The following is a 25,123-nucleotide window of genomic DNA, read 5'->3' on the forward strand; positions in this document are numbered from 1 at the left end:
GCAGTGGAGAGAGTCGATGATCTCGCAAGTCAAATTGTCTGCTCGGAGAACGCGTGCCGCCTCTGCCCCTCGACGACACACGTGGAGCCCGACCAGACAGGTCAACCAGCCCTGGAGGTGAGCGGATTGCTCGCAACCGACAATCTGGTCTCCTCGACCATGTCGTTCACAATGGCGATCGTGGCCTCGTCGGCCGGAAACAGCATTTCGAGAGCAAGCTCCGACAGCGTGACATCTGCGGGTGCACCGAAAACGGTCGTGGTGTTCAGGAACGAGACTCCGCCGAGACGGGTTTGAACACGAAGTGGCGAAACATATCGCTGAGGACCATCTCGCGATGCGAGCGCCACGCTCCCCTTGGGAGCCGGGTAGGACGATACTTCGGTCAAAAGAGCCTGGATGACGGGATCCGCCCTCGCCTCGATCTGCTGCTTCAGCACCGTGACGGTGTGGGCGCGCCACTCGACGAAATTCTCGATACGCGGTCCCATGCCATCGGGATGCAGGATGAGGCGCACGGCGTTGACCGGACTGCGAAGCAGTTCCGGAGAACACCCCTCGTAAAGCTGCGGCAGCGCCGCGTTCGACAGGACGACGTTCCAGTGTCGGTCCAGCACATACGCCGGATAAGGAAGGTGGACCCGGAGGACCTGCTCCATCGCGGATTTGGCGGATGACATCTCTTCGAGAGACCTCTCGGCGAAGGCGGGCGAAAAGCCTGCGGCGAGCAGAAGCACGTTTTGATCCCGCAACGGCAGGTTCAACTGCTCAGCCAGGCGGTGGACCATCTCCCTGCTCGGACGCGAACGACCCGTCTCCAGATATGACAGATGCCGGGTCGAGCTGTTTGCGGCCAGCGCAAGCGCCGTCTGCGACAGCCCCCTGCTGCCCCGCCACCTCCGTAGCAATACGCCGAATTCAACTGCGCGGCCGGACATGCGACATCCTACCAAGCGCCGCGTCCGCCACACCATGACCTCCGAGGTCATATTCGCGCCGCACGTCGGCGTGTTTTTGACCTGCGAGGTTATCGACCGAGCGCGGTCGCGTGAAGCACCCTTTCCCGGGCCTGGCGAAGGTCCGAGCCATGGCGCTGAGGCAGGACCAATCATGTCGAGGAGATCATCATGGAAAGCCCAAGCAGTCTGGCCGACCGTTACGTCGCCGTCTGGAACGAGACCGATACGGAGCGGCGCAAGAGCCGGATCGCGGAACTGTGGGGCCCCGAGGGGCGGCACTATGTCGGCGACCGCAAGGTCGAAGGCCGGGAAGCCCTCGAGCGACGGGTGCGCGAATCCCATGAGAAGAACGTCAGGAACAATGGCAACCGGTTTCGAGCGGCCGGCGATACACGCCGGGTGCACGACACCGTGGTCTTTCACTGGGAAATGCTTCCAGCCAGCGGAGATTCCGTTCTGGCCCGCGGGCTCGAATTCCTCGTCGTGGACGACAGCGGAAAAATCGTCGCCGACTACCAGTTCTTTCCAGCCTAAGGGACGACCGCCGTGCAAACGCTGGTCCGTCGCCGGCAATCACGCCCGAACACATGCCGAGGAGAAGCACCGTGCCGGTCACCTATGTCATCAAGTTTAACGTCGTGCCCGAGCAGCGCACGAATTTTCTGCGGCTGCTCGGGGCGGTGCTCGACGCGATGAGAAACGAGCCGACGTTTCATCAAGCGGTCCTGCATCGCGATCCGGCGTCCGAAAATCGCTTCATGCTCTACGAGACCTGGGAGAGCCATGACGAGGTCGTGAACGTTCAGATCAAGCGACCCTATCGAGACGCCTGGCATGAGGCACTTCCCGCACTGCTCGCACGCGATCGCGATATCGAGGTTTGGGAGTCGCTGCGGAGCGACTATGCTCGAAGTCTTCTGAGCTCCAATTGACGGCGTTACAGCGTCGCCAGCGGAGACTCTACCGCACGAGCGCGGCGTGCCACCTGGTATCCCGTGTCCGGCGTCTGCATCAACTTCCAGGGGGCTTATTGGCGCAATTCGCGCCGCAAAAGGGCGGCTTTCAAGCCACCCGGAAACAACACTTAGATTTCAATTGGTTACATGCCTTGGTGCGCTCGGAGGGAACCATTTTGCCGCAATACTATTTGATTTTATTGAAGAATTTAGCCCGAGAGAAGCGCTCTGTATCCCAAACTGATCCCAATTTGTATCACAGTAGCGCACCTCGATTCCAAGGCAGTTGGACGACAAAGGGCACCCGGTTTCCCGTGGTGCCCCTCTCGTCAGAACAGCCGCGATAGCACGGCCACAATCCAAGCCACGGGTAACGAGCACCCAAAGCCAAGACGGTAGGACGTACCGCCGGGCCTGCTGGCTTCGAGAGTGAGCAGCACAGTCATGTGCCCCCCTTTCTCGTTGCTTGATGCGGCTTGGGCGATAGAGATCATCCCAAACCAGAAGGGGAAACCTTCGGTGACGAACACCAAGCGGTTGACCAGCGGCGATAGGGATTTCGAGCTATATATAGACTCCGCGACCCTACCCACGCTTCGTCTAATGTTGGAAAGTAGGGATCGCTCCTGAGTCGAGCAAGGCGCAGCCGTGTAAATCCGTGCACGCAACTGCAAGTTCCTTGTAAGCCGTTGGTTGAACTAGCGAATAAAAATAGCCCGCAGCCTTCACACGGGAGAGGTCCAAGGTTCGATCCCTGTTTGGCCGCGCGGAGATTGAAATATCTTCGGCATGGCGACTACTCGCCGACTCCCCCTTCCCGCTCATTGAAGGATTTAATCAAATCGGCGTCGGGGAAGTGCGGCAACTTATGAAGCTCTTTGCGCTCCCGCTGTAGCTTCATGAGCCGCTCGACATGGTGGGGGATGATGTTCGCCTTCAAATAATCGTCGTCGAATGGCTTAATCACGCCCGCCTTCTCATCCCACTTCCCCGGCCGCTGCGCATCGGTCATCAGGCGGAACAACATATCGACTTCCCGCACCTCGTCCAACAACGAACACATGATCTTGTAGAGCGTGGTCAGGGCGTCGAGCGAGACCAAAATCTGATGGCTCTCTTTCGCATGATCGACGTACGCGCCGATGCCCTGTGAATGGTCGTAAATGTGGTGATGGATGACGGCATTTCGGTAATTGCGACATTGCAAAACTTCGTCGAAACAATCTTTGATGCAGTTTTTGGCTTTGTCATCCAGCAACGTCGAGCGCTCATAACACTCGCGCAGCAAAGCAAGTTTTGCCTTCAGGCCCAGAGCATTGTCGGTTGCGATTTGAAGCCAGAACGGTGTTGTAGAGAACAGGATGTGGGAGCCAATGAAATCGATATGCGCCTCAATTTGATTTGTTCTCAAAGCGATTGCGCCAATTTCGGCTAATTGCTCGGCCGAATAAGCCTGCTTCGGGTCGAACTCGATCTTGTGCGGCCGCAAACTGAGGTCGGTTGGCGGTCTACGCTTCATCCGTTCCTGGCCGGTTGGAAGAGTGCTTTTCTTTGATATCCTCGCCATGTCACGCACCCTAGCGCGGGTTGGATCTCGTGCTGGAATTATGAGTACACTTCCTAAGACTCAACGCGAAGCCTCGTTATTTCATCAGCCATGCAACAAGGCCGATCACGATCATAGCTCCGGCAGTTATCCATCCTCGAATCCCAATATCGGAGGAGGAATTGCTTAGAATGGGTGAGCCGAGGCCACTCTTAAGATAATTCGCGAGCGCCCCAGCAGCGGTTACCGACTTGTTTTTCGGCAAGTCCGCCTCTGCTCGGATGCTCTCCGCTTTTTTCAAAGCGAGATCATACGTTGGCTGGATACTCAGCCAAGCTGGCCAACTGTTGCCGCTGCGGTGTACTCCCACTTTGTACCCGCCCGACATCATCGGCAGGTACTTGTTTGGCAAGTCTCCGCGGAAATCGACGACGACCTCATCCGCTGTCCGTAAAATCTCTGCTCGTCTCTCATCATTCGCAGCCAGCGCCAGCGACAGACATTGCACGACGGCCTCATCTACAAAATTATGAAAGAAGCCAATCTCCCCATCAATGAACTTCGACCAATCGTCTTGGGACCACTCTGGCATGAGATAGCGAGGCAATCGCACGGGTATAGTGATAATGCCGTGGTCCCGGGACGCTTCCACGCCAAGGCTCAGCTCCCGTCGGTGCTCACCGGGTTCAAGCGGCGCTGGGCTCGCGGTCCTTGCACTCCCAGCGTCCTCAAAACGCGCCACGAGTCCTTTGCTGCCGTTCGGGACAAAGCGGACGTTGGAAACACACTCGTCCAAGTTTTGATCCGTCGAAATCAGGGCCATTAGCCTCTCCCACTACCCCTTCAGACTATCGTCTGAGCGGGCTGCAATTTCTTAGTACAGCTCGTCGCTGTGAAGCTCGTCTGGTTCTGCTCTTTCGGGAAAATGTAGCCGATAGGCCTCCCGTCGATTTACAAACCTGTTGGTTGACGTGACAAACCCCTGGTCCTCTCCATGTGGTTGTTCGCCGTGATACCCATCCATCGCTTGCAGTGCGCGGATAGCATCATTGTGCCGGTGGCCCCTGATGACCTTTCCATTGGCGGCACGAACAGCAGCGCAAATGATCACCTCAATATTTGAGTCGGACATCAAGAGACCCCCGTCTAGTTGCAATTCGTGTACAGCGTATTGCCTACCTGATTGGTGATGCAGTTGGTTGGCCTTTGCGTCGGCGCGGGCGTCGTCGGCATGTAGTACGGCTGAGGCGGCGGCGGTTGGCGAGCCTGCTGCGCCAGCAGCCATTGCGCCGCAAACTGGCGCTGCTCGGCTGTCGGCGGCTCAGCTGCGCACCCCGTCAACAGGATCGATATCCCGAATACAAATGCTCGCTTCATGATGATCCCCCTTCAGGCACCATCTACGGGTAGCCGGACAGTTTCAAGGGGATTTGCAACTCGTCACGTGGCGTATTCAACCACGGCATGCCGTTGGGGGCGGGGCGAAGCTCCTGGCGCGGCGTTCGGAGGGAATCACCGCGCGCTGTTGTCAATAGCAACGAGACCCGCTCGGGTCTCCCCGGCGGGTCTCTCAAAGCCGTGTCGCCCACGGCTCCCATATCGTCCTCAAGGCATTTTTGTGGATCGCAGTCGTCGGAACGGTTGCGACACTGTTGCGCTGCCGGGCGGGTACGAAGGCCGCCGTCAAAACAATTTCGGGTCTCGGATTAAGGGCTCGAAAAGGTGACATGAGAGAAGGGGTTTACTTCTTCATGGCTGTACTCCAAGTCAGTTGCGGAAGTCGTCCGCCTCAACGGCGATGGCTTACAGTAGCGATTAGGAGGCCCGTGACATGCCCATTCGAGTAGCCCTTGCAACCGCCGCCGTGATCGCCACGGTCGTCTCCGCGCACGCGGCAAAGCGATTGGAAGTCGGGCAATCCGGCGTGCTGCACACGACCGCCCTGGCCTGCCCTACGCTCGAAGGTTTGCAGGCCGTGTTGAAGACGGCGAAGGCGGACTTTGATGCGGGTCTCGCGAAGGGCGCGGCCGAAGGATGCAAATCATACGGCAAGGGGATGGATGTCTTCGTTGTCGAAGTCCCCAACGCTTACGTCGCGTGCATTCGGCCGAAGGGCGAGAAGTCCTGCGTGTGGACCGCGCAGGATCGCGTTCACGCGCTCGATTGATCAGTTGTCCTTCAGACGAGACTTCTGAAGGATCGGGGCGATGGTCTCCCAAACCTCTGCGTTTTGGATGCGCTGTTGCTTGTCAGCGACCTCTCGCTTCGCTGCCGCATTAGCGCGCTCCCGCTCACAGCAGAGCGTCTTGGTGCAGCGGCCATCCTGACATGGCTCTTCGGACTCTGGACAATCGAAGTTCCGTTGCACCCGCCGCCTCCCTTGCGAAGCTAACCGGCCGACATTAGCATATCGGGCGGTAGCGGAGGCTGACTTTTTTGCAAGATAGAATCGTAAGCCGAAGAGCAAACGGCGATGTCGTTCAGGTTCACACAATCGCTCGCGGCGTGAACGCCTTCGACTATGGGAAGCGATTAGCCGAGCGGGATGTTGCCGACCACAGCGCGGTTGCGACTTACACGATAGAGCTTGGCGAGTACCCGAAGGAAGTGCTGTACGTTGCCGTCAGCACCCCTTCTCGATGGGACGACTTAAAGGCGCGCTACACCTAGCTTCAGGCCAGTTCGTCGGTGTAGCCGGAGAGCTCGCGGTCGCCGGGGAATTTGCCGCCGAACGCGAGGATCGCGTTCACGCAATCGACTGACTAGGCTCCGGGGCGAGCGGCGTATTCGAGCGCCGCCGCTCCGAGGTTCACGGCGAGAGCCGTCCCAACCACGTTGACAATGTTCTCCGGCGACATGGTGCCGCGCGTGCCAAGCTGCGTGTTGTTCGCACCGCTCGCGAACGTCGCCGAGAGCGAGCGGCGCACATAGTCGGCTCCGAAGGTGAAGTTCGTCGCCGCTCCGTTGAGCAGTCGCATCGCCATGTTGGCCGTGACGGCGGGGTCAATCGACTTCCCCGTCCACGCCATGTTGGCGACCTGCCCGTTGATCGAGGCGTCTGCATCGCGGGTGACGAGAGTGAAGTCAGCACTCGTATTGCCATCCCCACGGTCGAGGATCAGGCGGTACGGCTGGCGCCCTCCCGCGACCGGAGGTCCAACGATCTCGCCCGCCTTGAAGACGCGAGAGTAGCGCCACTGAGTAACAGCCGGGATCGTGTAGGTCTGCATCTCATTGACGTTGTACGGTGCCGCCGAGTTGGGCGCGCCGCCGAACATATGATAGTAGCCATCGCTCACGACCTTGAGTGACGTGCCACTGACAATCAGCCCCTCAACGGCCTGCGCGCTATCGAGCAGCCAACGATTGACAAGTTGGTCCTTGGCGATGTCCCAAGCGAGCAACATGCCCGGCGACCCGTTCGCGCCAGCGGTGAGCCACAGATACCCGGCAGCCCCTCGCGACGGGTCCACGCAGATATGGTCGATGGGGCCGCCCCATCCACCGTTGAAGTCGGCATATCGCAGCATCACGCCGTTCAGCGTCACGCACCAAACGTCGCCGCTGGCTGAATCGCCCGCCCATAGCGCCTGACGAGCGTCGTCCCAGTCGAGCGCGTTCGCGACGAACGGCAAGACCAACGGGGCACGCGGGACTGAGCCGTCGCGGTTCATGAAGTAGACGTTGTTGTTCGCGCCGCTGACATAGGCGAGGCAGCGCAGCGCGCCCGCCTTGACAAACGTGACACCCTGCAAACCGCCGATGCCTTGCACCGTCTGGATTTGCGAAACCAAGGTCGAACCGTCAGCCGACAGCCGCACGATGCTGGTCGGCGTCGTGACGCCGCCAGAGCCGCGCGTCCCTCCGAAGTTGCCGACCCAAACGTCGGTGCTATCCGGGTCCTGGCAAAAGCCCGTGCAGGTAAATCCCTTCCCGGCTTCGCCGCCGGGAATGTCGGGCAGCGGCTGCCTAGCCCCAACGACCAACGTCGCGCCGTTCGAGAACACGCGGGGGATCGCCGCTCCCGTGCCGCCGGTGAGCCATGAGAACTTCGACACGTCCTCAGAATAGGACAGGAAGTTCGGCGGCAGGGCCACCCCTGCAAGCGGGTATGACAGCCCGATCCCGAACCCGAGGCGCATCAGATCGCCCCTTCCAACCCCGTCGCGGTCGCGGCCGTGACGTGCGTGGCCCAAATGGTCCGCGTTTCACCGGCGGCGAAGTTCATCACGCGGCTCGCGCCGCCGCGCTTCAGCGTCACGGTCACGTTGCCAGCGGTGTTCGCGCGGATCGCCCGAATGGGCTGCGCGAGGGGATTTGCACCCGGCACAATGGGCACCCAATCGATTGCGGGACCATCGAAGGGGACGGCAAAGGGGTTCTCACGAGACACGGGCAAGTCCTTTCAAATAATTCAGACACATGAGAGCCCGCTACGCACCGCAGCGCGAGATCGGTTCAGTAGCCCATATTCCAGTTTTCCATGCTCACTTTGCTTTGCCTTGCGAAACGAGAAACTGATCGAAGCGAGCGCCGATGCGATCCAACGCCCCAACCAACCGCTCTTCGATCCGGTCGATCAGTTGGACGGTCGCGTATTCCTGCGCGACCTTCTCGCGGAAATGCGCAAGATCGCGTTCGGTCGCAGCGGCGAGCCGCTGCGCTTCGGCGGCTGCGGCCTTCGCCTCATTGGCGATGGCCTGCCCCGCCTTCGCGGACGCCTCGTTCTTCGCGTGCGAAACCGCATTGCGGATAAGAAGCGCGATGATCGCGCCAGCGCCGGTGCCGAGCAGGCCGATGAGCCATTCAGGAATCGTAATCATTTGACTTCGCCGGATGCCTTGAGGCGCACTTTGCGCACATTGTTGCGGGAGATTCGGAGACGTTTGTTCGCTTCCTTCCGCGCCGACTCTTCGAGCTTCCAAGCAACACGCGCGTCCATGCCGGGGGCAGTCTTTGGCGCTGGCACTTCGTCAAGGACGAGCGTGGATTCGTGGGGGACCGCGAAGTCCGGCGACGGTCTAACGCTTTCCGTGGTCTTGCACGCGGTCAGTGAAATCGTCAGGAGTGAGCAGGCAAGCAGCGTTCGGCCGAGCCTTGAGGCGTTTTTCATAGTCATCGATTTCGTCCTGTGCTTCCAAGGCGCGCTGCGCCGCTTCGTCCCGCTGCTTGCTGGCCGTCTCGGCGGCATCGAGCGCCAGATCAAGGCTCGACTTCTGCCGGGCGATCACGTCGTCGCGCGCCGCGATTTGATCGCGAAGGATCTTCGCGTCGGTGCGATTGTCGGCAGTTCTGAAGCCGAGCAGGAAGACGAGAGTCGCGAGGGCGACGATGAAGACGAGCTTCGCGGTCTTGGCGTAGCCGCCAAGCAGCGTGCTCACGATGGGCAAGTAGCCGACCACTGCGGCCACGACGATCAACAGGCCGAGGGCGGACAGCGCGATCTCGGAAGTCGCCGCCGCCCAAAGGAAGTCGCTGATCGCCGTAGACGCGAAGGCGTCCATGAACCGCTGTTTGATCATTCCCTCTCCAACCAAATCCAGAGGGCGAGGCCGATCAGGATGAAGGTGCCCAGGGCGACGATGACCTTCCAATCCTGAAGCACGCCCAGGAAGGACGTGATGGACAGGCCACCGAACAGGCCGGACGCAGCCGTGAGCTTGCTCTTGATGAACGCTTTCAGCCTGCCGGGCGCGGTCGCACTCTCGTCACGGACATCGCTGTGCGGTTCGAGTTCGACCTGCTCTTCACCGGCTTCGTCGGTATCGTGGCGCTCGCCGTCTTCCGGCGTCGCCATCAGCCCCACCGGATGGTAAGGCAGCGCCGAAGCCCTCAACTGATCGAGCGGATAGAGCGGGTTGGTGTCGATCTTCCGACCGGGCGAGATCATCCAATGCGTGATGATGTCCTCGATCTTGAAGGTCTGCGCGAGCGCGAAGCACAGGTCGGTGACGGCCGCGATCTGCTCGGGGCTGTAGTGCAGCCAGTAGCCCGCACCGTGCGCCGTCGTCTTCGCATACTCGACCTTCAGCGACGGGTCCTTGTTCGTGTCGATGGAGCAGATTTCGTTCTTGTAGACGCCCTCCGACACCTTCTGAAGCTTGCCGGGGTTGTCGATCTCGATGCCCACCGCGTAGCTGTTCATGAACTTCAGCCCCTTCCATTGGGACTGACCGGCATGCCACGCCACGACATTGAACGGCACAAGCTGAGTAATCTTGCCCTGGCGGCTCACGACGACGTGCGCCGAGACCTTCGCCGCCGGATTGGTCAGCCACGAAATGTCGCCGTCGTCCTTAAGACCCGAAGCGGTATCGTGGATCACGATGAAGCGCGGCTTCAGAGCGCCCCCGTGGTTCGGGCTCTTCAGGAACGGCAGTGCCGCGCCGTTCCGATAGCCCATTCCGTTCTTGATGCTGATCGAGATGGTGCTCTCCAGTGATTGAGAACACCTTCGCCTATCGTTCCGCAGTTGACGGGACCGTTTCAGTAGCCGTAACTTGCTGACGCTCGATTTTGTCTTATTTTCTTCTAATTCGAAGCTGGGGGATATGATGCCGCGATTTTTTGTTTGTTATGACATCAAGAAAACAACGCCTGATCCGCATCCGGTCTTACTTGATCTTGCAAACGATTACGGCTTCGATGTGTGGCTAACCATGGAGGATGGGGAGATCAAGCGGCTTCCAAACACCACTTTGGTAGGGTCTTTTCCACTGGTGGAAGAAGCCCTCAACGCGTTTAAGAAGCTTGTTGCGGCGACTGCCAAAAAAATCGGACAGCCGGTTGTGGTGGAGAAGGTTCTGACAATCAAATCGGCCGGTGCGCGACTTCGATCTGACAAAAAGAAGCGCAAGACTGACGCACTACGCCTGATTGAGCTAGTGAAGAAGTCGCGAGGCTAATCGCCACCCCCACCACCCCAAAAGTCGTCGCTTCCCTCGCCAGCGGTCTCGCAAGAGATGCGCGTCGTGAGGCCCTGATCGTTCAGGCGATGCGTCGCCGACTTGATCGTGTAGCTGCCGTCGCAGTCGGGATCGAAGCCGATGGCCGTGAGCCCCGCCCCGGCGAACATCTCCGTGCGCCCGAGGAAGTTGGCGGCGAAGACCTTCTTGCCGCGAGCGAGCGCGCCCTTCGTGGCCTTGGCCTGCGCCTCCGCTTCTTCCTTCGTCTTGAAGAGCTTGCGGCTGCGGAAGACCGGCGAGCCGCCGCCTTCCTTCACCCACTCCCGCTCGCCCTTCTTGACGTTGTGCCACGCGGCTTCGACGGACTTGTAATCGCCGCGCGTCGAGCCGGTGCAATCCCAATCGGTGACACCGATCTCGGTCAGCATGAAGACAGGGGCCGCGCCGCCGCTAGGGAGCACGCCAGAGCCCGCTTTGTTGAAGATGACCTTTTCATCAGCCAGCTTGAAATTCGCGCCCACGCGCCCCGCCAAGCGCGTGAGGAAGTTCAAATCGGACTCGCTCGACTGATCGATGTGGTCGATCTTGATCCCACCGACCTCGCCGTTGACGATGGCCGACAAGCCGTTGCGCCCGGCGATGTACTGCACGATGTCATCGACGCTCTTCTCATGATAGGAGCGCGACTTCGGCGACTTGATCTCGGTGGTCAGACCGGCGGCCTTGGCCGTCACGGACATGATCTTCGGCCGCCCCTTCTTCGTCCACGAGTCGATCAGGAAGGTGCCCATGTAGTTGACGCCGGTCTCGACGAAGCCGAGCGAGACCTGAAGCTTCGAGCCCTTGCCCGGCGACGGGATGTATTCGCGATTGTCGATCTCAAGCTCGCAGCTATCCGACTTCTTGCCTTCGTTATCCTGAACGGTCAGCGAGAGCAGCGGACCGCCGCCCAGGACGCCGCCGGGGATGACATGGCCGCCGCCTTCCAAGGGCAGGCCGAACGGTGCCGGGATCAGGTTGGCCGTGATGTCGCGGCCGTCGAGCAGGATGCGGGCAGCGGGCGTCACGACCAAATCCTCGCGGCGGTGTTCACCTTCTTCACGACGAAGGCGGGAATGTTGATGGTCATCCCCTGGGGCAACTTCGTGCCCTTCGCAGCGAGGCCGGGGTTGGCACGCAGGATCGCCTCCGTCGCGCCGTGCGTGACGCCGAAGCGGTTGTAGGCGATCAGGTCAACCGTATCGCCTTCGATAGTCGTGTACTGCTCCATCAGACGTATGCCTTCAGTTCAACGGTGAACTCGATCTTACGGGGAGCACCGTCAGACATCAGGGTCTCTTGCCCCTCCCTGATCTTCTCGATCACGTAGTTCCCGAGATACCGACCGAAGCCGGTGACAAGCGGGAGCGGCTGCCCGAGCCCGGCCTGCGCGCGCATCTGATCGACCTGCCGCAACCCACCGCGATAGTGCGGATAGATCACGCCATCGAGCGAGATCGTGTCCTCGCCGGGACCGACGTACTGCGGTGCCGGGGCCATGCCGATGCGTTCCGTTGACGGCCAGCGCCATGAAGAAGTCCGGTCGAACTTCGAATAGGCGGCGGTGCTGATCGAGAAGCGGTACGCGCCGAGCGCGAGAAGGACGGTGCTGTTCATGATCAGTCGCTCAAGAGTCCACGCTGCTCAGACTCGAGCCGCGCGAAGGCCGCGTAGACCGCGTCTTCAGCCGCCCGACGAACGTCGTTGGGGTTGCCGCCATTGACTTGGACGGTGATCTGCGCCGTGTTGCTGCGCGACACCGTCGTGCTGTTCTCGGCGGAACTGGCGACCGCCGCTGCGCCGTCCGAGGTCAAGCTGCGAAGCTTGTCGTTGGGCTCGATACGGCCGGACATGCCGGGGACGAAAAGCTCGGGACCTTGCTCGCCGACAAGATACGGCCTGCCGTAGCTCACGGGGCCGCCCAACGCGCGAGCGCCAGCGATGGGCGCAGGGGCCGCGCCGCCCGCCGGGGCTCCCTTGCCGCCGCCGCTGCTAAAGATACCCTTGATGGCGCTGCCCAGGGACATCGCCTTGTCGATGGCAGCCCCGAAGAAGCCAATCACGCTTTGGATCGCGGAGATGACCTTCTGCACGCCTGCCGCCGCGACGCCGCCGACAGTCTCGCCCCACTCGCGCCACTTCGCGCCGGTCGCGTCGAGCGGCCCGAGCAATTGCGACAGCCAGTTGTAGACGGACGCCAAGCCATCGGCGAGCGCCTTCACAGTCGGGCCAGCCGGGCCGAGACCCGCCATGAAGCCAGCGCCGAACCCGGCGAAGAACTCCTTGATGCCCGCCCAATTGTTGTAGACCCACACGCCCAGCGCCGTCAGAGCGACGACCAGCGCCGTGATGATCAGACCGACCGGGTTGGCGACCAACGCCCACATGGCGATCCCGATGGCGCGCAGGGCCGTCAGGGGGAAGAGCAGGATCGACCGCCCCAGGGCGAGCAGAGAGCCGCCCAGGGCCGACAACGTTGCCCCTGCCCCAAGAGCCGTCAGCATGCGGAAGCCCACTGCCATGGCTGCCAAGCGGCCTACAGCGGCAGCCCCGACGCCAGCGATCACACCGGCGAGCAACCGGAACGGCAAGAGCATCCCGAGCACCGCGAGATTCATCCCGCGCATCGCGAGCAGAGCGACGCGACCGAGCGCGCCCAGGACGAACAGCAGCGGACCGGCAGCGGCAGCCGCAGCGGCGAAGTAGACGCCGGTCTTCAACAAAGCCGGGCTGGTCGCCGACAACTTTTGCAGCGTGTCCGCGACTTTCGTGAAGGCGTTGGCGATGTCGTTACCGACCGCGTCCACAATCGTGTTGCGAAACTTCTCCCAGGCAGCGCCCAGCTTGAGAAGAACGGCGGGCAAGCCCTGGTTGGCGATCTTGTATTGCCGCGGTGAATAGCCGTCCGACTTCTCTTCGACTTCTTTGATCATCGCGGGCAGATCGGCCTTCAGCAAGGCCATGTAACGCGAGATATGACGCGCTTCGAGGATCTGTGCGATGTCGCCGGTCGTCGCGACACCGTCGTCCATCTTCTTCTTCAGATCGGTCATGAACTTCGTGATGTCCACCTTCGACCCTGCCGCAGCGACGGCATCGTTCACCGAGTCCGAAATCTTGTCGGCATCAACCGCCGACGAACTACCGATCGCCCCCTGAACGGCCTTCGTGATCGCGGCCGACAACCCGGCATGATCGCCCCTGTTGTTCTTGATCGCGTCGGCGATCTGCCCTTTCACGCTGCTCGCGTCGATGCCGTCTGCCTTCAGGTTTTCGAGCACCGTGTCCGCCGTCACAGGGCGCGCCTGGGTGTAATCGGACAGGTTCATGCCGATCCGGCTCAATGCCTTCATCCCGCCCTTCGGCATCTTGACCAGACGCACGATGGCCGAGCGCAGCGCGACGCCAGCTTCGGAGCCGAGCACACCGGCCTTCGCGAACGCCATGACCATCGCCGTGACGGAGTCGAGCGAGTTGCCGGTCGTCGCCGCGACACCGCCTGCATACTTGAACGACTCCGAGATGTCCTTCATGGACGCGACCGTGGACACGGCTGCATAGACCATGCGGTCGGTGACGATGGTCGAAGACTTCACCGCCTGATCATAGGTCTTCATCGGCATGCGAAACTGCGTCAGCGTCTTGCTGAGCGACGCGCCGACATCGGCAGGCGTCATATCGCCCGCCAGAGCGGACGCGGCCAAGACCTGTTCGAGCGCGCCCTTGGCCTGCTCGAACGTGAAGCCCGCCTTCAGAAGCTCGGTCGCAGACTTCAGGATGCCCGTCGCACCACCGGCGTCATATCGACCGGCCATGTCCTGCGCCATCTTCGAAAGCTCGACGCGCTGTTCTTTCGTCGCTTCGCCAAGCGCCTCGACCATGTTGCCCGCCTTGGCGAACTCGGCGGCGTCCTTGATCATGCTCGCACCGAACCACGCAGCGGGCGCAGTGACGCCCAGCGATGCGTTGCGGCCATGGCGCTGCATCGCGGCCATGCGCTTCGAAGTGTTGGCAAGATGATTGTTCACGGCCGCGAACGGCGCGTTCATTTTTGCAGCCATGCCAGCGAGCGAAGCTCCCAGGCTGTTGACCTGGGTCTTCGCTGCGTTGACTGCGGCGTTGAGGCTGGGGCTGACCTTGCCCCCGATGTTGACGAAAACGGAGAAGCCGGTCGCCATGTTACTTTGCCTTCATCGCCTTGTTGATGTCGGCCTGAAGCTTCGTTGCGTCTTCAAGCCAGCCGTAGAAGTCGTCGAGGGACATTTCCTCGACCTCCGAGATCGAAAAGCCGCCCTTGGTCAGCCGAATGAGCGTCAAAATCCCCTTGCGGAGATCGCTTAGCTCGACTGACCCCCACGAAAAGCATCGAGTTGCGTGCCCAGCTTGAAGGCGTCGATCTCGTCAAGCTCTGCGATCACGTCCGGCGAGACGTTGCAGAGGTCGGACAGAAGCAGGATGCCCTTGTCGGCATCATGACCCTTGAACTTCGCGGCCTTCAGCGAGTCCTTGGTCTTCGGCCGACGCATCGTCAGCGACGTGTAGTTCTTGCCATCGACCTCGAACGGGAAATCAAGCGTGATCTCCACGGACAGTCGCAGGTCTTTCTTCACTTCGTCAGTCACAGTTCAGTTCTCCCGCTTAATTGTGGCCGACCCGCCGTAGCGAGGTCGGCCGTTGGTGGTTCGTTACATGCCCATCGCAGTGCGGATGGAGGCAAGCTGATCAACGCCGTTGACGACGCGGATCATGTTGTCGATGTCGATCTCGACGACGACGGTGTCCTGAATCTGAATCTTCAGATACCGGATGGACATCTCGGCTTCGTTCTGCGTCAGGTCGCCTGCTTTCCAGGTGCCCAGCGTGTTCTTCTTGAAGCCGCCGTGCAGATCGACAGTCATCGGGACCGCAGTCTCGCCGTCGCGCTGAAGAGCGCCGCGAAGCTGGATACGGGCGGCGTTGCCGTCCATGTTGCCCCAAAGGCCGAGAATCTGGTTGGCATACTCGCCGAAGGTGAACTTGGCGCTCAGAGTCTCCAAGCCCATGTCCAACTCGACATTGCCGTCCATACCGCCGCCACGATACTCTTCGGTCTTCACCGAAAGCTCGGGCAGTTCGACTTCGGAGATGCGACCGGCGTAACCGACGCCGTTCACGAAGCTGTTGAAGTTGCGAAGTACGCGCGGGATCATCTTTCGTCCCCGTTATGCGAAGAGGTTGCGGATGTAGTCCGAGACGAGATGCGACCGGAAGGTCACGCGCTCGGCCGGGTACGGCGGGGTGAAGTCATACGAGAACGTCACATGACCCTGCGAGATGTCGGCTTCGGTGTTGAACTCGGGATCGACCCAGCAGTCACCACCGAGGATCGCACCGCGCACGCGAAGCTGGCGCATGTACGCCTTCACCGATGCGGTCACGTCCTCGAAATACTGCTTGGTGATCGAGCGATCCACCGCCCAGCGATGGGCCTTCGCGATGGAGATGTCGATCATGTCGCCGGTACGCGAGACGGACAGGAAGGCGAACTTCGGATCGGCCGAGCAGGTGCGGTTGCCCCACAGATACCAGCCTTCGTCGCGGATGAACGTCGCGATCTCATTCTCGTTGAGAATGTTCGCGCGGCTGTTCTTGTCGCCGTAGGCGTAGTCGATGGGACGGCCCAGGCCGCCGATGCCATAGACCTCTTTGTTCGACGGCGACTCCCAAAAGCCCTTCTCGTTGTCCACGCGCGAGATCAGGCCCGCCACTCGGGCGGACGAGTGTTCGAGCGCGTAGGTGCTGGTCTTCACGGACCAACCCGAGACGGTCGGATCGACGATGAACACGCGGCGCGTGCCGTGGTCGTTTCGATAGGCGAACGCAGCGGCATCGGTGGTCGAGGGACCATCGGCGATGATGTGCGCCTTGAAGCCATCAGCCAGTTGCTTCAACTCGCTGACGACCGGGTTCGCCGAAGCGCCGATCTGGATCGTGATGGTCGCGCCGGTGCCGTCGCCGGTGACGGTCGCGGTCAGCGGCGAGACGATGCCGAAGCCGAGCGAGTCGAACTCAAGGCCGGTGATCTTGCCGCCGGTGATGATCGGCTTCGCGGTCGGCAGCACCGCGCCCGCACCGCCGCCCGTGAAGGCCACGGTCGCCTGGGTGTAGCCGTTGCCCTGCGCGGTCACGGTATGACCGGCCACGCCGAGCGGACGCTGATGCGTGAAGCCGGGTGCGATCAGGATCATCGGGGACACGCCGCACTCGGCTTCGGCCGCGCGGAAGACGTGAATGCCGGTGAACGCGCCGGTGTCGGCGTCAACACCGCCGATGATCTTGGAAAGCTGCTCGTTCTCGGTCTGCGCGTCTGCGACGCGGACCGCGACGATGAGCGCACCGCCCTGGTCGTAAATCGAATCGATGGCCTGCGGCAGACTGCCGGTCGCGCCGATCATGGCCGCCGCCTGACGACGGTTGACGAGTACGGGAGTGTCGAGGGGGAACGCCACTTCGTTCGCGAGGGGAGCGGTGCCGATCAATCCGATGACGGACGAGCGGACGGTCTGGATCGGCCGGGGGCCGCTATCGACGACGACAGTCTCGACGCCGTGAAGGAAATCGGTAAGGGACATCTGTTCTCTCAATCCTCAGTATTGGGATTGAGCGTACCCTACCGATCACCCTGCCCGGCGTCGGGACCGTTTCGGTATCCCTTACTGGATGCTCTGCGCAAGGGTGAAGAGCGCGATAAGCTCCGCTTCGCTCTTGTTCAAATGCTCGGCCGTGCCGACAACGAACGGATGGTTGCTTTCAAACTCGGTCGTCCATTGCCAGCTATCTTGCACGTCTCGCGACTGCGACGCCACGTACTCTTCGATCTCGTCGCGAATGCCAAGCATGTTCATCGCGAGCCGCAGTTGCCGGGCGCTCGCCTTCAACGGCCGGGGCGGGCTCAGCCGGGTAACGAGTACCTGTTTCACCACGCCGCCCAGGCGCTTGATGCTGGCGCTAACGATCTCATAGCCTTCGGGCGGGACCGCCTGGGTGACTCTGTAGACGCCGATCTCCGCGAGGTCAGCGTCAGACCAAAGCTCGACGACTTGCCAGCCGTGTTGGACGTCGTCGATGACGAACGTCTGGCCGAACGCGACTTGGGTGAAAACGCCCGGCTTGGTCTCCTGAACGACAATCTTGTCCACGTCTAACTCCATTGAATGTTAGCAGATGCGTTTGCGCCTGCGTTGCCCGTGGCGAACGCGCCCCAACCGCCGCCGCCACCTACGCCACAAGTGAGCGTGTAAGACGCTCCCGGTACGGGTGCCCCGGCAGCGCCGAAGGTGAAGATTGATCTGACAAAGCCGCCGCGCCCGCCCGGCGTTCCGTCCCATTGGTTGCCGTCTTCGGCGTTGAAGTGATAACCAGCGCCGCCCGCGTTACCAGCGCCAGCGCTGTTAGCGTTGTTACCTCCTGATGCGCCGCCGGGGCCGCCAGCAGCACCCGGAAAATTCACGCCATTCCAGTTGCCAGAGCCGCCGCCTCCCGCCGCCACCATGGACACACCGGCTCCAGAGAACGCGGACGTGCCGCCAGTGCCGCCGAAGTATTCGTTGGCGCCATCGTCGATACCGCTCAAGCCAGCGCCACCACCGCCAGCACCGGCAATCGTCACCGTGAGAGTATTGTAATCAGGGATGATGATGCCGTAGGTGCCGGGACCGTAGTTGTTGCCGCCGGGGACTACGGGAGGCCGCACGAAGCTGAACACCGGCCGAACAAGAAACGGAAGGATCATTAGGAGACCTTCCAACCGCCGCCCGAGAACCAACCGGCGAAGTTGAACACGCCAGAATAAATCAGCGCGACTCCGTTCGCCGTCGTCGCAACGGTCGGCACCATGCCGTTCGGCCAAAGCCAATAGGTCTGCCAACTGATCGTGCGACCGCCGGTGGGGTCCTGATAGATCAGCAGGTCGAGCGGCTGCCCCTTCTTGAAGTTGACCTGGGTGAACGTTACAGCCCCGACAAGGACCATCCTGAAGCGCGAGCCGTTGTTGCCGTCGAGCGTGACCGTGCCGCTAACGTTGCCGAGATCGACATAGTCGGCGGCAGCCCAGGCGGCATCGACCGTGACCGCACCGGCGTTCGTGTTGTTGCGAATCTCGGCCGTCGTCGCAACGTTCTTGGTCGAGACGCTACCGAGTCCCAGGTTCGTGCGGCCGTTGGACTTTAGCGTGGCATCCAAACCCTGCGCCGCCGTGTCGATGCGGAGCCGGTTGCCGAGAGAGGACAGGATCGCATTGATCTGCGTCATGTCGGTCAGCTTCGCGGCGATCTCGACAAGCGTGTCATAGGCGGGATCGACGCCGCCCTTCAGGTCGTTGATGGCAGTCGTGACGGCGGTCGAGATCGCCGCGCCATACTCGCCAACGATGGTCGTGTGCAGCGCCGACGTGGCCGACGTGATCATGTCCATGACGCGCTTCACAACCGGCACGGCGACCTGCGTCGTGCCCGCAGTTGCTTCGGCGGCCGTGGCGAGGCGCACGGTGCCTTTTTCCGTCTCGGACGCGGGGTCCACGATCATCGCTTCCATGTCTTCGCTGATCGCCGTGAGGCGTCACGAATCCGCTGCGCGTCCTCACGCGCAACGTTGTCGGGGTGCGGAAGCGGATAGCCGCGCTCGGTGGTATCGTTCGGCATGGTCGATTAACCCGTGGTGGACTTGACAGCGACTGCGCGGATGTTGCGTGCGTTCGAGCGAGCAGCGGGGCCGCCGCTGATCTTCACATACGCGCGCGAGACCGAGAGATTGACGTGGTCGAGCATGTACTGGCGCTCTTCCCAGCCGTCGCCGAGCGGCGTGGCCTTTTCGAGCGTCAGCGCATTCGAGGCCGACCACACCGGCAGGCCAGCGTTGACGCCGGTCTGGATTTTCGCCTCGAACGTGGCGGTGCCGGGCAGATACACGTCGAGGATCAGCCGGACCTTCGAGTCGGTGCCCGCCTCGAAGGCGCGCGTGATGTAGTCGCCGTCCGCCTGGATCGCGCCCGCCACAACCTGAACGTAGGGCAGCATGACCGGCCAGAGGCTGGTCTTTCCGGTCACGCGCAGACGGACCTTCAGCGTGCCGGTGATGGCCTGCGGAAGCGAGACGTTCACAGCCGGGGCCGTCACATACTTCGCGCCGTTCGGGGCCTCGAACTCGACCTCAATAGCGGTGCCTTCGGGGCGCTCGGCGGCGAGCAGCGGCATCAGGTCCGAGCAATTCACAACCGGCAGATCACCGACTTCGATGGTCTTCACGGCTTGGGTGAACTTGGCGCAGCGCAGGCGGAAGCCCAGCGAGCGGCCCGGCTTGGGCAGCCAGGTACGCGAGTCCGAGCCGTCGAGGAAGGTTCCGAGCGGGAAGGCGTTGCTGGTCACCCATCCGTTGATCTGGTCGAAGCCGCCCAGGTCGGCGATGGCGACCGAATGGTTCGTGTCTTCGGTCAGAAGCGTGATCGCATAGCTGCGATCCTCGCGCAGCGTGACGGGACGTTCGAAGGCGGCGAAGGTCCAATCGCTTTCGACGCGGGGCGCAACCGAGAGCGGGTCGATGACCTTCACGGTGTTCATGTCGAGGATCGACTCGGCGACGACGCGCTCGGTCGGAAGGCCAAGCTCGACCTCGCGGATTTGGACCCGCACCGGCTTGCTCTTGTCGCCGACCTTGGTGAACTTCACGTCCACGCCGAGCGCCTGCCGGGGCTCGCTCAGACGGAAGGTCTGCGCAAGCGGGTCGGCGCTATACCAATAGGTGGTGACGATGGTGCGTTCGTTGGTGATCGTGGTCAGCCAGCCGTATGCGGTATAGAGCGCATTGGCAGACGAACCGCCGACGCCCTCGAACGCAACGTGTTTCACGCCGACCGGAACGTTCGCCGGAATCTGGAACGCCGAAGTCAGCGTGCCATTGCCGTCCGCGCGGATGGTGCCCGCCGGGGTCACGTCGATGTCGTCGAACGTCACCTTCTTCAGGACTTCGTTGTAGCCCCACTTGTGGATCGTGAAGCCGACCGAGCGCTGCCGGATGGTCTCTTCCGCGACCGTGGCGTTGTTGACGATGCGATCCGTCGTCTCCGTGGTCGTGCCGATCAGCGGGCCAGCGGCGAAGTTCGTGCGCTGCCAAGCGACGCGAGACGTGAAGACCGAGGTCCAAACGTCCTGCGTGTCGGTCCAAAGATCGACGGAGGGATCGAGCGCGACATCGGTCGCCGGGGGGCCGAACGACGCATAGGGGTTAATCTTCGACTCGCCGGTGATCTGGCGCTGCTCGAACACGCTCTCGAACGTGTACGTGAGCGCCGTGTCGGCAGGCATCGTCGTGACGGTCGGGATGATCGGCAGCCAGAGCAGGCCGCCAAAGATCGCGCCGGTCTGAGGAAGGCCCTGATCGCGCATGTCGTCGTCGAGCATCGGATCGACGAACACGCCGCGCTTCGAGGCGACTTCCTTCCGATCCACGTCGCGCTGAAGCCGCTCTTCGGCAACCAGCGCGTAGAGATCGCTGACCATCGTTTCAAGGCTGCGCAGATCGGCGAAGGGCATGCGGACGGTCGCGACCTGCTTGATGGTCGGGACGAGACCCCAATTGTTGTAGACATCGGCCAGCTTGTGCAGCGTCGGCGCGACGGTCGTCGGCTGCGGCGCGTAAAGCGAGCTAATGCCCTTCAGGTAGGAGATCACGCCTTGCTGATCGACCACGATGGCGTCATAGCGCGGCAGCTTCGTCTCGTACTTGATGAACGCGGTCGTGTCATCGGCCGCGCCGGTGATGTCGAAGCCATCGCGCGTGATGTTGGTCGGGACCGCGTTGGTCAGGTAGCGATACGTGACCTGATAGGTCGAGCCCGGCGCAACTTCCGCACCGCTCGGCGACCAATCCACGGCCGCGCCGGTCAACTTGTAGTCGGAGGTCGGCGCATAGGTGGTCGCGCCCTGCTTGACCTGACGGATCGAGAGGACGGTGGGATCGGGCAGAGTATCGGAGGCCCCACTGAAGTTGCCATGCGTCAACGTCACCGTCTTCTCGGCGATGATCGTCACTTCCTTGATCGAGGCGATGGGCGCGAACCGCACCTTGATCGTCTGCGAGCCGGAATTGACGGCATGCGGCTCGTCATCGAGCAGCATGATCTCGGGCTCTTCGGTAACGCGAAGGCGCGCGGAGGCGGGCCGGGTCCGCTTGTAGCCCCAAACGTTGATCGTGCCTTCCGAGATGGTGAAGGTCTGCTTGCCGGACTCGTCGAGGCCGAGCGCCTTTACGTTGAAGCCCTCCACGACGTAGCCGCCGTGCGCCTCGCGGTCATAGCGCGCGAGCAGGTTCACCCAGGCGTCATCCATGCCGGGCTCGTTCGGAGTGTCGATAGTGCCGTCCTTGACGGTATAGATCGGGAAGAAGTCGCCTTCCTCGCCGTCGCCCTCATAGCCCCAGCGGCCGAGCATCGCGAGCGCCGATGCGCCCGGCTCGCCCTGTGCGCGCGTGCCCGGAGCCATACCCTTGAGGGTCGGATCGTTCTCATAGGTCACGGTGAAGGTGCGGAGCCGAATGCCGATGACGACAGTGCCAACGGCCGAGATGACGAAGCTGCGGGCGTCGATGCTATGCACCGCGCCGCGAATGTAGACCTTGGCCGCCGCCAACTTCGCCTCGACGGTTGCATTGATGATCGGCCCGAGCACGATGGCCCCGCCGCTGACGAGCGAACCGTCACGCCAGAACGCATCGGCGACGCCCTTCAGGCGGTTCGCTTCGATGTCCTGAATGACGTTCAGTTCGTTGCTCGTCAGGAATCGATCATAGTGGGCCACCATCCGCTGATAGCCCTTCGCCGGATCGAAGGTGTTGATGTATGCCGGGAGGGTATCGCGAGCGTCAGCCATTTTCAGATCACCAGAACGTAAGAGAATCCCTGCCGCTCACTCGGGGAGCGAACCTTGCCCGCGAAGCGGTCGAGCAGGAGCAAGTATCCCGGTTCGGCGACCTGATCGGGAGTCAAGTACAGTTGCCCTTCAGGCACCCCGGCCTTGCGCGTGCCATCGACGAAGATGCCGACTTCGCGGATCGTTTCGGTTGCCGCTTCGAGGTAATCGAAGAGCACGCTGCAATAGAGATAGCGAGTCGCCGTCGTCGAGATCGTCCAACGCGCGCCGCCCGGCGTGCTGATGTTGCCGTTGTCATCCGGCACGACGAACTCCACCGACGACGCGATGCGACGGCCCACTTCGTTGACCAAAGCGGTCTCGCCGGAACCAAGCTGCGGCGTTCCATAGACGACATGCGCCTGTACGGTAGCGCCGGACACGATCTGACCACCGTTGATGCGCGTCACCGCGCCGGTGTTGGCGTTGAACGTGTAGTCGCGCGGCGTCTCGAACGTGAGAGCGCTATCGACACTCTTCACGGCCAGCGTCGAGATCGGCGCGTGGTCGAGCATGAAGCGCTCGGGCGAGCCCGAGAACGAGAAGTTCTTCACGTCGGTCTGGCCCCACCACGAATCCCCTCGCCCCCAGGCGAAAAACATCGAGCGAGACTTCAGCGCGGCGGCGAGACCTTCGCGCCCGCTATTAACCAGAAGTGCCATTGGGTCCTCCGTAAATCGTGTACTGTTCAATGTTGGAGTAGGAAACGCTCGGCCACGGCACGCGCGGCCAAGGAATCGGAACGTCTTTCGCGTAGTCGATCTGCTCGCCCGAGAGCGAAGCCTGAATGGCGACGACGGAGGGCTCGACGACCTCGCCATCGAGCATCGAGCGGTCGAGCACGAAACCTTCCTCGAAGCGTGCGACGCCCTCCACGGTGCCGTAGAGTCCGCCGTCCATCTCGACGTTGAAATCGATCTCCCCGCCGTGCTGCTTGCCGAACGAGAGCTTGGGCTTGATGCCGGGGAGATAGACGCCGGACCAATCGTCGAGCAGCGCACCGTCGAGGCGCATCATGTCGAGCCGGATCGGCCGGATGTCATAACCGCCATAGATGCGGCCCAGGACGCTCGACGCCTTCTTCGAGAGGTTCGCCAGCCCGATCAGGTTGAGCAGCGTGTCTTGGTCAGGCCGCTCCGTGAGCCCGATCTGGAACAGGCCCCAGCGCACCGCGCCGTGGTCGCCGCGCTCATAGAAGCCGTCGAGGCCCAGCCAATCGAAGACGATCTCATAGGCTTCCACGCGGCCACGGAGCGTCTGCCAGCGCTTGCCTTCCTTGTAGAGCATCTGATGGTCAGCGACGAACTCTGCCGCGTCTTCGAGGCCCCAATGGCGCAACAGCCACGGCAGAACGTCTTCGGGGATCGCGTCGAGGTAGCGCACGTCGATGATCGACTGCACCAACGCGGCATAGCGCGAGCGCGAGTCGTTGGTTCGGACAACGGACCGCTGAAGCGGCGTCGTGTTGCGCGGGACGATGTCGATCAGGTCGGTCATCAGTAGGACCGACCCTTGAAGTTGAGCTTGACGGTGCCGAGCGCCACGGCCTCATTGGGCTCCGCGCGCGTGTAGTCGTCGGCGGCGGGCGTGATCATGACGATCCGGCGGACGCCGGACGTGCGCAGGGACGCGATCACGAAGTCGGCCGTGAAGTCCCACCCCAGACGGCGCGCCGCAGCGAACTCGGTCTTGAGGCGATCTTCGGCCGCCTGCAACTCGCTCGCCGGGGCTTCCGGCAAGAGCCATACATCCGCCTCGACATTGACGACGCGGATCACGGCCGGAACGACCGCGATGTGATCGTTGTCGCCGCGAACGAGCGGGTCGTTGAGCGCAGCGGTGACGGTCGCAAGCAGATCGGCGCTGGCGACGCCGTCGCCTTCGCTGGACAGGATCGATACCTTGACCCCGCCCATAGCATCGCCCGTAATGCCAACGTCGGCCACGCGGAGCGGGTCGGCAGCGAAGGCGTACCTTTTGTACCAATTGTCGGTGAAGCCGCCCTGCCCCTTCTTACGCTCGCGCAGACGGCGTCGCAGATCGTCGAGGGACTCGCCATCGGCTTGCGTCATGTTCCAATCGGACGCCTGCGCGATCAGGTCCGCGCCCTGCCCAAAGTCGAGCAGCGTCGCGCGGAACGTGTCGTTGAGCGACGTGACATAGAGCAGATCGCCATAGGCGGCATGGCGGCAGAAGTTGTTGATCGGGTCCGAGCGCAGCATGTACGTGTCCCAATCGAGACCGGCAGTCTCAAGCAGGCCGCGCATCTGCGTCAGGCGGGCGTCGAACAATGCCTGGAACGCGGGCTCGCGCTCGATGACAGGCAGCGGCAGGTTCGGGAGCGGCGCGTCCATCAGACGTAGCTCCCGACGACCATGTTGTCAGAAAGGATCACGCGGCCCCGCGCGTCTCGGGCTTCCGAGTAGTCGCCGAGATGGCCGCGCGGGTAATAGATGCCCTCGATATCGAATTGGGCATGGCCCTGATCCGTCATGTCGGAAAGCTCCATCTGAATGATGCGGAAGCGAGGCTCTTCAGCCATCAAGGACTCAGGGCTCTTCCGATTGATCGCTTCCGGCACGGCCGCGTAGAAATCGATCAGCGTGACGGGCGACACGGCATGGTCAACAAGGCGCGGCATCTTCGAGCCGAAATCGCGGGCCATAACGAGCGAGTTCAGCGAAGTGCTCAGAATGGTCGCAATCGACTGCCAGACATCGTCGATGCCTTCGAGAGGCTTGCCGGTGTTGAGGTCAATGGTCGCCATAAGGCGCACCGT

The 25,123-nt window shown here is 62.0% G+C and carries 29 protein-coding genes; 4 read left to right on the top strand and 25 right to left on the bottom strand.

All coding sequences use genetic code 11. The features are described from left to right. Positions 1–101: 101 nt before the first annotated feature. Positions 102–989 (bottom strand): helix-turn-helix domain-containing protein, encoded by an 888-nt coding sequence (locus ACKWRH_RS26270; protein WP_445215874.1) that lies wholly within the window; start codon positions 987–989, stop codon positions 102–104. A gap of 138 nt (positions 990–1,127) precedes the next feature. Here ACKWRH_RS26270 and ACKWRH_RS26275 point away from each other — a divergent pair, with 138 nt between their 5' ends. Next, positions 1,128–1,493, top strand: a complete 366-nt coding sequence (locus tag ACKWRH_RS26275; protein ID WP_445215875.1) for a nuclear transport factor 2 family protein — start codon at positions 1,128–1,130, stop codon at positions 1,491–1,493. Between the two features lie 71 nt (positions 1,494–1,564). Continuing rightward, on the top strand, positions 1,565–1,891 hold the full coding sequence (locus ACKWRH_RS26280) for a putative quinol monooxygenase (RefSeq protein WP_445215876.1): 327 nt from the start codon (positions 1,565–1,567) through the stop codon (positions 1,889–1,891). Positions 1,892–2,711: 820 nt separating this feature from the next. On the opposite strand, the gene ACKWRH_RS26285 is transcribed toward ACKWRH_RS26280, so the two are convergent. From ACKWRH_RS26285 to ACKWRH_RS26295, 3 genes are all read right to left on the bottom strand, one after another. Further along, positions 2,712–3,482 (bottom strand): hypothetical protein, encoded by a 771-nt coding sequence (locus tag ACKWRH_RS26285; protein ID WP_445215877.1) that lies wholly within the window; start codon positions 3,480–3,482, stop codon positions 2,712–2,714. A 76-nt stretch (positions 3,483–3,558) separates the two neighbouring features. Continuing rightward, complete coding sequence (locus ACKWRH_RS26290) at positions 3,559–4,284, bottom strand: hypothetical protein (protein WP_445215878.1); 726 nt, start codon at positions 4,282–4,284, stop codon at positions 3,559–3,561. A 323-nt stretch (positions 4,285–4,607) separates the two neighbouring features. Then, complete coding sequence (locus ACKWRH_RS26295; protein ID WP_445215879.1) at positions 4,608–4,838, bottom strand: hypothetical protein; 231 nt, start codon at positions 4,836–4,838, stop codon at positions 4,608–4,610. A gap of 487 nt (positions 4,839–5,325) precedes the next feature. Here ACKWRH_RS26295 and ACKWRH_RS26300 point away from each other — a divergent pair, with 487 nt between their 5' ends. Next, a complete protein-coding gene (locus tag ACKWRH_RS26300) occupies positions 5,326–5,628 on the top strand; it encodes a hypothetical protein (RefSeq protein WP_445215880.1) in 303 nt (100 codons plus the stop codon). Positions 5,629–6,223: 595 nt separating this feature from the next. On the opposite strand, the gene ACKWRH_RS26305 is transcribed toward ACKWRH_RS26300, so the two are convergent. From ACKWRH_RS26305 to ACKWRH_RS26325, 5 genes are all read right to left on the bottom strand, one after another. Continuing rightward, positions 6,224–7,603 carry a hypothetical protein gene (locus ACKWRH_RS26305; RefSeq protein ID WP_445215881.1) on the bottom strand — a complete coding sequence of 460 codons (1,380 nt, stop codon included), beginning with the start codon at positions 7,601–7,603 and terminating at the stop codon, positions 6,224–6,226. Beyond that, the gene (locus tag ACKWRH_RS26310) at positions 7,603–7,854 is read right to left on the bottom strand and encodes a spike base protein, RCAP_Rcc01079 family (RefSeq protein WP_445215882.1); all 252 of its coding nucleotides are present in this window, start codon (positions 7,852–7,854) and stop codon (positions 7,603–7,605) included. Before ACKWRH_RS26310 ends, ACKWRH_RS26305 begins: the two co-directional genes overlap by 1 nt. Positions 7,855–7,948: 94 nt before the next feature. Then, a complete protein-coding gene (locus tag ACKWRH_RS26315) occupies positions 7,949–8,284 on the bottom strand; it encodes a hypothetical protein (protein WP_445215883.1) in 336 nt (111 codons plus the stop codon). Between the two features lie 198 nt (positions 8,285–8,482). Continuing rightward, positions 8,483–8,983: a hypothetical protein gene (locus tag ACKWRH_RS26320; protein ID WP_445215884.1), complete on the bottom strand. Its 501-nt coding sequence runs from the start codon at positions 8,981–8,983 to the stop codon at positions 8,483–8,485. Further along, positions 8,980–9,864, bottom strand: a complete 885-nt coding sequence (locus tag ACKWRH_RS26325; RefSeq protein WP_445215885.1) for an N-acetylmuramoyl-L-alanine amidase — start codon at positions 9,862–9,864, stop codon at positions 8,980–8,982. The genes ACKWRH_RS26320 and ACKWRH_RS26325 overlap by 4 nt, the downstream gene beginning before the upstream one ends. Before the next feature lie 97 nt (positions 9,865–9,961). On the opposite strand from ACKWRH_RS26325, the gene ACKWRH_RS26330 reads away from it, so the two are divergent. Continuing rightward, positions 9,962–10,366 carry a hypothetical protein gene (locus tag ACKWRH_RS26330; RefSeq protein WP_445215886.1) on the top strand — a complete coding sequence of 135 codons (405 nt, stop codon included), beginning with the start codon at positions 9,962–9,964 and terminating at the stop codon, positions 10,364–10,366. On the opposite strand, the gene ACKWRH_RS26335 is transcribed toward ACKWRH_RS26330, so the two are convergent. From ACKWRH_RS26335 to ACKWRH_RS26410, 16 genes are all read right to left on the bottom strand, one after another. Next, entirely contained in the window at positions 10,363–11,433 is a 1,071-nt protein-coding gene (locus ACKWRH_RS26335; protein ID WP_445215887.1) for a phage late control D family protein, read from the bottom strand. The two genes, ACKWRH_RS26330 and ACKWRH_RS26335, sit on opposite strands and share 4 nt — an antisense overlap. Beyond that, complete coding sequence (locus tag ACKWRH_RS26340) at positions 11,430–11,636, bottom strand: tail protein X (protein WP_445215888.1); 207 nt, start codon at positions 11,634–11,636, stop codon at positions 11,430–11,432. The genes ACKWRH_RS26335 and ACKWRH_RS26340 overlap by 4 nt, the downstream gene beginning before the upstream one ends. Then, a complete protein-coding gene (locus ACKWRH_RS26345) occupies positions 11,636–12,022 on the bottom strand; it encodes a phage tail protein (RefSeq protein ID WP_445215889.1) in 387 nt (128 codons plus the stop codon). The genes ACKWRH_RS26340 and ACKWRH_RS26345 overlap by 1 nt, the downstream gene beginning before the upstream one ends. 2 nt (positions 12,023–12,024) lie before the next feature. Beyond that, positions 12,025–14,583 carry a phage tail tape measure protein gene (locus ACKWRH_RS26350; RefSeq protein ID WP_445215890.1) on the bottom strand — a complete coding sequence of 853 codons (2,559 nt, stop codon included), beginning with the start codon at positions 14,581–14,583 and terminating at the stop codon, positions 12,025–12,027. 1 nt (position 14,584) lies between these two features. Then, positions 14,585–14,722 (bottom strand): hypothetical protein, encoded by a 138-nt coding sequence (locus ACKWRH_RS26355; protein WP_179734779.1) that lies wholly within the window; start codon positions 14,720–14,722, stop codon positions 14,585–14,587. A gap of 20 nt (positions 14,723–14,742) precedes the next feature. Beyond that, positions 14,743–15,027 (bottom strand): phage tail assembly protein, encoded by a 285-nt coding sequence (locus ACKWRH_RS26360; protein ID WP_445215891.1) that lies wholly within the window; start codon positions 15,025–15,027, stop codon positions 14,743–14,745. Between the two features lie 63 nt (positions 15,028–15,090). After that, positions 15,091–15,594: a phage major tail tube protein gene (locus ACKWRH_RS26365; RefSeq protein WP_179734783.1), complete on the bottom strand. Its 504-nt coding sequence runs from the start codon at positions 15,592–15,594 to the stop codon at positions 15,091–15,093. 12 nt (positions 15,595–15,606) lie between these two features. After that, positions 15,607–17,016: a phage tail sheath C-terminal domain-containing protein gene (locus tag ACKWRH_RS26370; RefSeq protein WP_445215892.1), complete on the bottom strand. Its 1,410-nt coding sequence runs from the start codon at positions 17,014–17,016 to the stop codon at positions 15,607–15,609. A gap of 81 nt (positions 17,017–17,097) precedes the next feature. Continuing rightward, positions 17,098–17,583: a hypothetical protein gene (locus ACKWRH_RS26375; RefSeq protein WP_445215893.1), complete on the bottom strand. Its 486-nt coding sequence runs from the start codon at positions 17,581–17,583 to the stop codon at positions 17,098–17,100. A gap of 2 nt (positions 17,584–17,585) precedes the next feature. Then, positions 17,586–18,176, bottom strand: a complete 591-nt coding sequence (locus ACKWRH_RS26380) for a hypothetical protein (protein ID WP_445215894.1) — start codon at positions 18,174–18,176, stop codon at positions 17,586–17,588. Continuing rightward, a complete protein-coding gene (locus tag ACKWRH_RS26385; protein ID WP_445215895.1) occupies positions 18,176–18,976 on the bottom strand; it encodes a hypothetical protein in 801 nt (266 codons plus the stop codon). The genes ACKWRH_RS26380 and ACKWRH_RS26385 overlap by 1 nt, the downstream gene beginning before the upstream one ends. A gap of 113 nt (positions 18,977–19,089) precedes the next feature. Next, on the bottom strand, positions 19,090–22,305 hold the full coding sequence (locus ACKWRH_RS26390; RefSeq protein ID WP_445215896.1) for a DUF4815 domain-containing protein: 3,216 nt from the start codon (positions 22,303–22,305) through the stop codon (positions 19,090–19,092). A 2-nt stretch (positions 22,306–22,307) separates the two neighbouring features. After that, positions 22,308–22,946: a hypothetical protein gene (locus tag ACKWRH_RS26395; RefSeq protein WP_445215897.1), complete on the bottom strand. Its 639-nt coding sequence runs from the start codon at positions 22,944–22,946 to the stop codon at positions 22,308–22,310. Between the two features lie 43 nt (positions 22,947–22,989). Continuing rightward, entirely contained in the window at positions 22,990–23,841 is an 852-nt protein-coding gene (locus ACKWRH_RS26400; protein WP_445215898.1) for a hypothetical protein, read from the bottom strand. Beyond that, complete coding sequence (locus ACKWRH_RS26405; protein ID WP_445215899.1) at positions 23,841–24,698, bottom strand: baseplate J/gp47 family protein; 858 nt, start codon at positions 24,696–24,698, stop codon at positions 23,841–23,843. The genes ACKWRH_RS26400 and ACKWRH_RS26405 overlap by 1 nt, the downstream gene beginning before the upstream one ends. Further along, positions 24,698–25,111 (bottom strand): GPW/gp25 family protein, encoded by a 414-nt coding sequence (locus ACKWRH_RS26410; protein WP_445215900.1) that lies wholly within the window; start codon positions 25,109–25,111, stop codon positions 24,698–24,700. The genes ACKWRH_RS26405 and ACKWRH_RS26410 overlap by 1 nt, the downstream gene beginning before the upstream one ends. Positions 25,112–25,123 lie beyond the last annotated feature (12 nt).

This window comes from Bradyrhizobium sp. Pa8 (assembly GCF_052588265.1).

Coding starts and splice junctions, on each gene's coding strand:
- ACKWRH_RS26270 (WP_445215874.1), bottom strand. CDS start 989: ATGACCTCGGAGGTCATGGTGTGGCGGACGCGGCGCTTGGTAGGATGT.
- ACKWRH_RS26275 (WP_445215875.1), top strand. CDS start 1,128: ATGGAAAGCCCAAGCAGTCTGGCCGACCGTTACGTCGCCGTCTGGAAC.
- ACKWRH_RS26285 (WP_445215877.1), bottom strand. CDS start 3,482: ATGGCGAGGATATCAAAGAAAAGCACTCTTCCAACCGGCCAGGAACGG.
- ACKWRH_RS26290 (WP_445215878.1), bottom strand. CDS start 4,284: ATGGCCCTGATTTCGACGGATCAAAACTTGGACGAGTGTGTTTCCAAC.
- ACKWRH_RS26295 (WP_445215879.1), bottom strand. CDS start 4,838: ATGAAGCGAGCATTTGTATTCGGGATATCGATCCTGTTGACGGGGTGC.
- ACKWRH_RS26305 (WP_445215881.1), bottom strand. CDS start 7,603: ATGCGCCTCGGGTTCGGGATCGGGCTGTCATACCCGCTTGCAGGGGTG.
- ACKWRH_RS26315 (WP_445215883.1), bottom strand. CDS start 8,284: ATGATTACGATTCCTGAATGGCTCATCGGCCTGCTCGGCACCGGCGCT.
- ACKWRH_RS26320 (WP_445215884.1), bottom strand. CDS start 8,983: ATGATCAAACAGCGGTTCATGGACGCCTTCGCGTCTACGGCGATCAGC.
- ACKWRH_RS26325 (WP_445215885.1), bottom strand. CDS start 9,864: ATGGGCTATCGGAACGGCGCGGCACTGCCGTTCCTGAAGAGCCCGAAC.
- ACKWRH_RS26340 (WP_445215888.1), bottom strand. CDS start 11,636: ATGGAGCAGTACACGACTATCGAAGGCGATACGGTTGACCTGATCGCC.
- ACKWRH_RS26345 (WP_445215889.1), bottom strand. CDS start 12,022: ATGAACAGCACCGTCCTTCTCGCGCTCGGCGCGTACCGCTTCTCGATC.
- ACKWRH_RS26350 (WP_445215890.1), bottom strand. CDS start 14,583: ATGGCGACCGGCTTCTCCGTTTTCGTCAACATCGGGGGCAAGGTCAGC.
- ACKWRH_RS26365 (WP_179734783.1), bottom strand. CDS start 15,594: ATGATCCCGCGCGTACTTCGCAACTTCAACAGCTTCGTGAACGGCGTC.
- ACKWRH_RS26370 (WP_445215892.1), bottom strand. CDS start 17,016: ATGTCCCTTACCGATTTCCTTCACGGCGTCGAGACTGTCGTCGTCGAT.
- ACKWRH_RS26380 (WP_445215894.1), bottom strand. CDS start 18,176: ATGATCCTTCCGTTTCTTGTTCGGCCGGTGTTCAGCTTCGTGCGGCCT.
- ACKWRH_RS26385 (WP_445215895.1), bottom strand. CDS start 18,976: ATGGAAGCGATGATCGTGGACCCCGCGTCCGAGACGGAAAAAGGCACC.
- ACKWRH_RS26390 (WP_445215896.1), bottom strand. CDS start 22,305: ATGGCTGACGCTCGCGATACCCTCCCGGCATACATCAACACCTTCGAT.
- ACKWRH_RS26395 (WP_445215897.1), bottom strand. CDS start 22,946: ATGTTTTTCGCCTGGGGGCGAGGGGATTCGTGGTGGGGCCAGACCGAC.
- ACKWRH_RS26400 (WP_445215898.1), bottom strand. CDS start 23,841: ATGACCGACCTGATCGACATCGTCCCGCGCAACACGACGCCGCTTCAG.
- ACKWRH_RS26405 (WP_445215899.1), bottom strand. CDS start 24,698: ATGGACGCGCCGCTCCCGAACCTGCCGCTGCCTGTCATCGAGCGCGAG.
- ACKWRH_RS26410 (WP_445215900.1), bottom strand. CDS start 25,111: ATGGCGACCATTGACCTCAACACCGGCAAGCCTCTCGAAGGCATCGAC.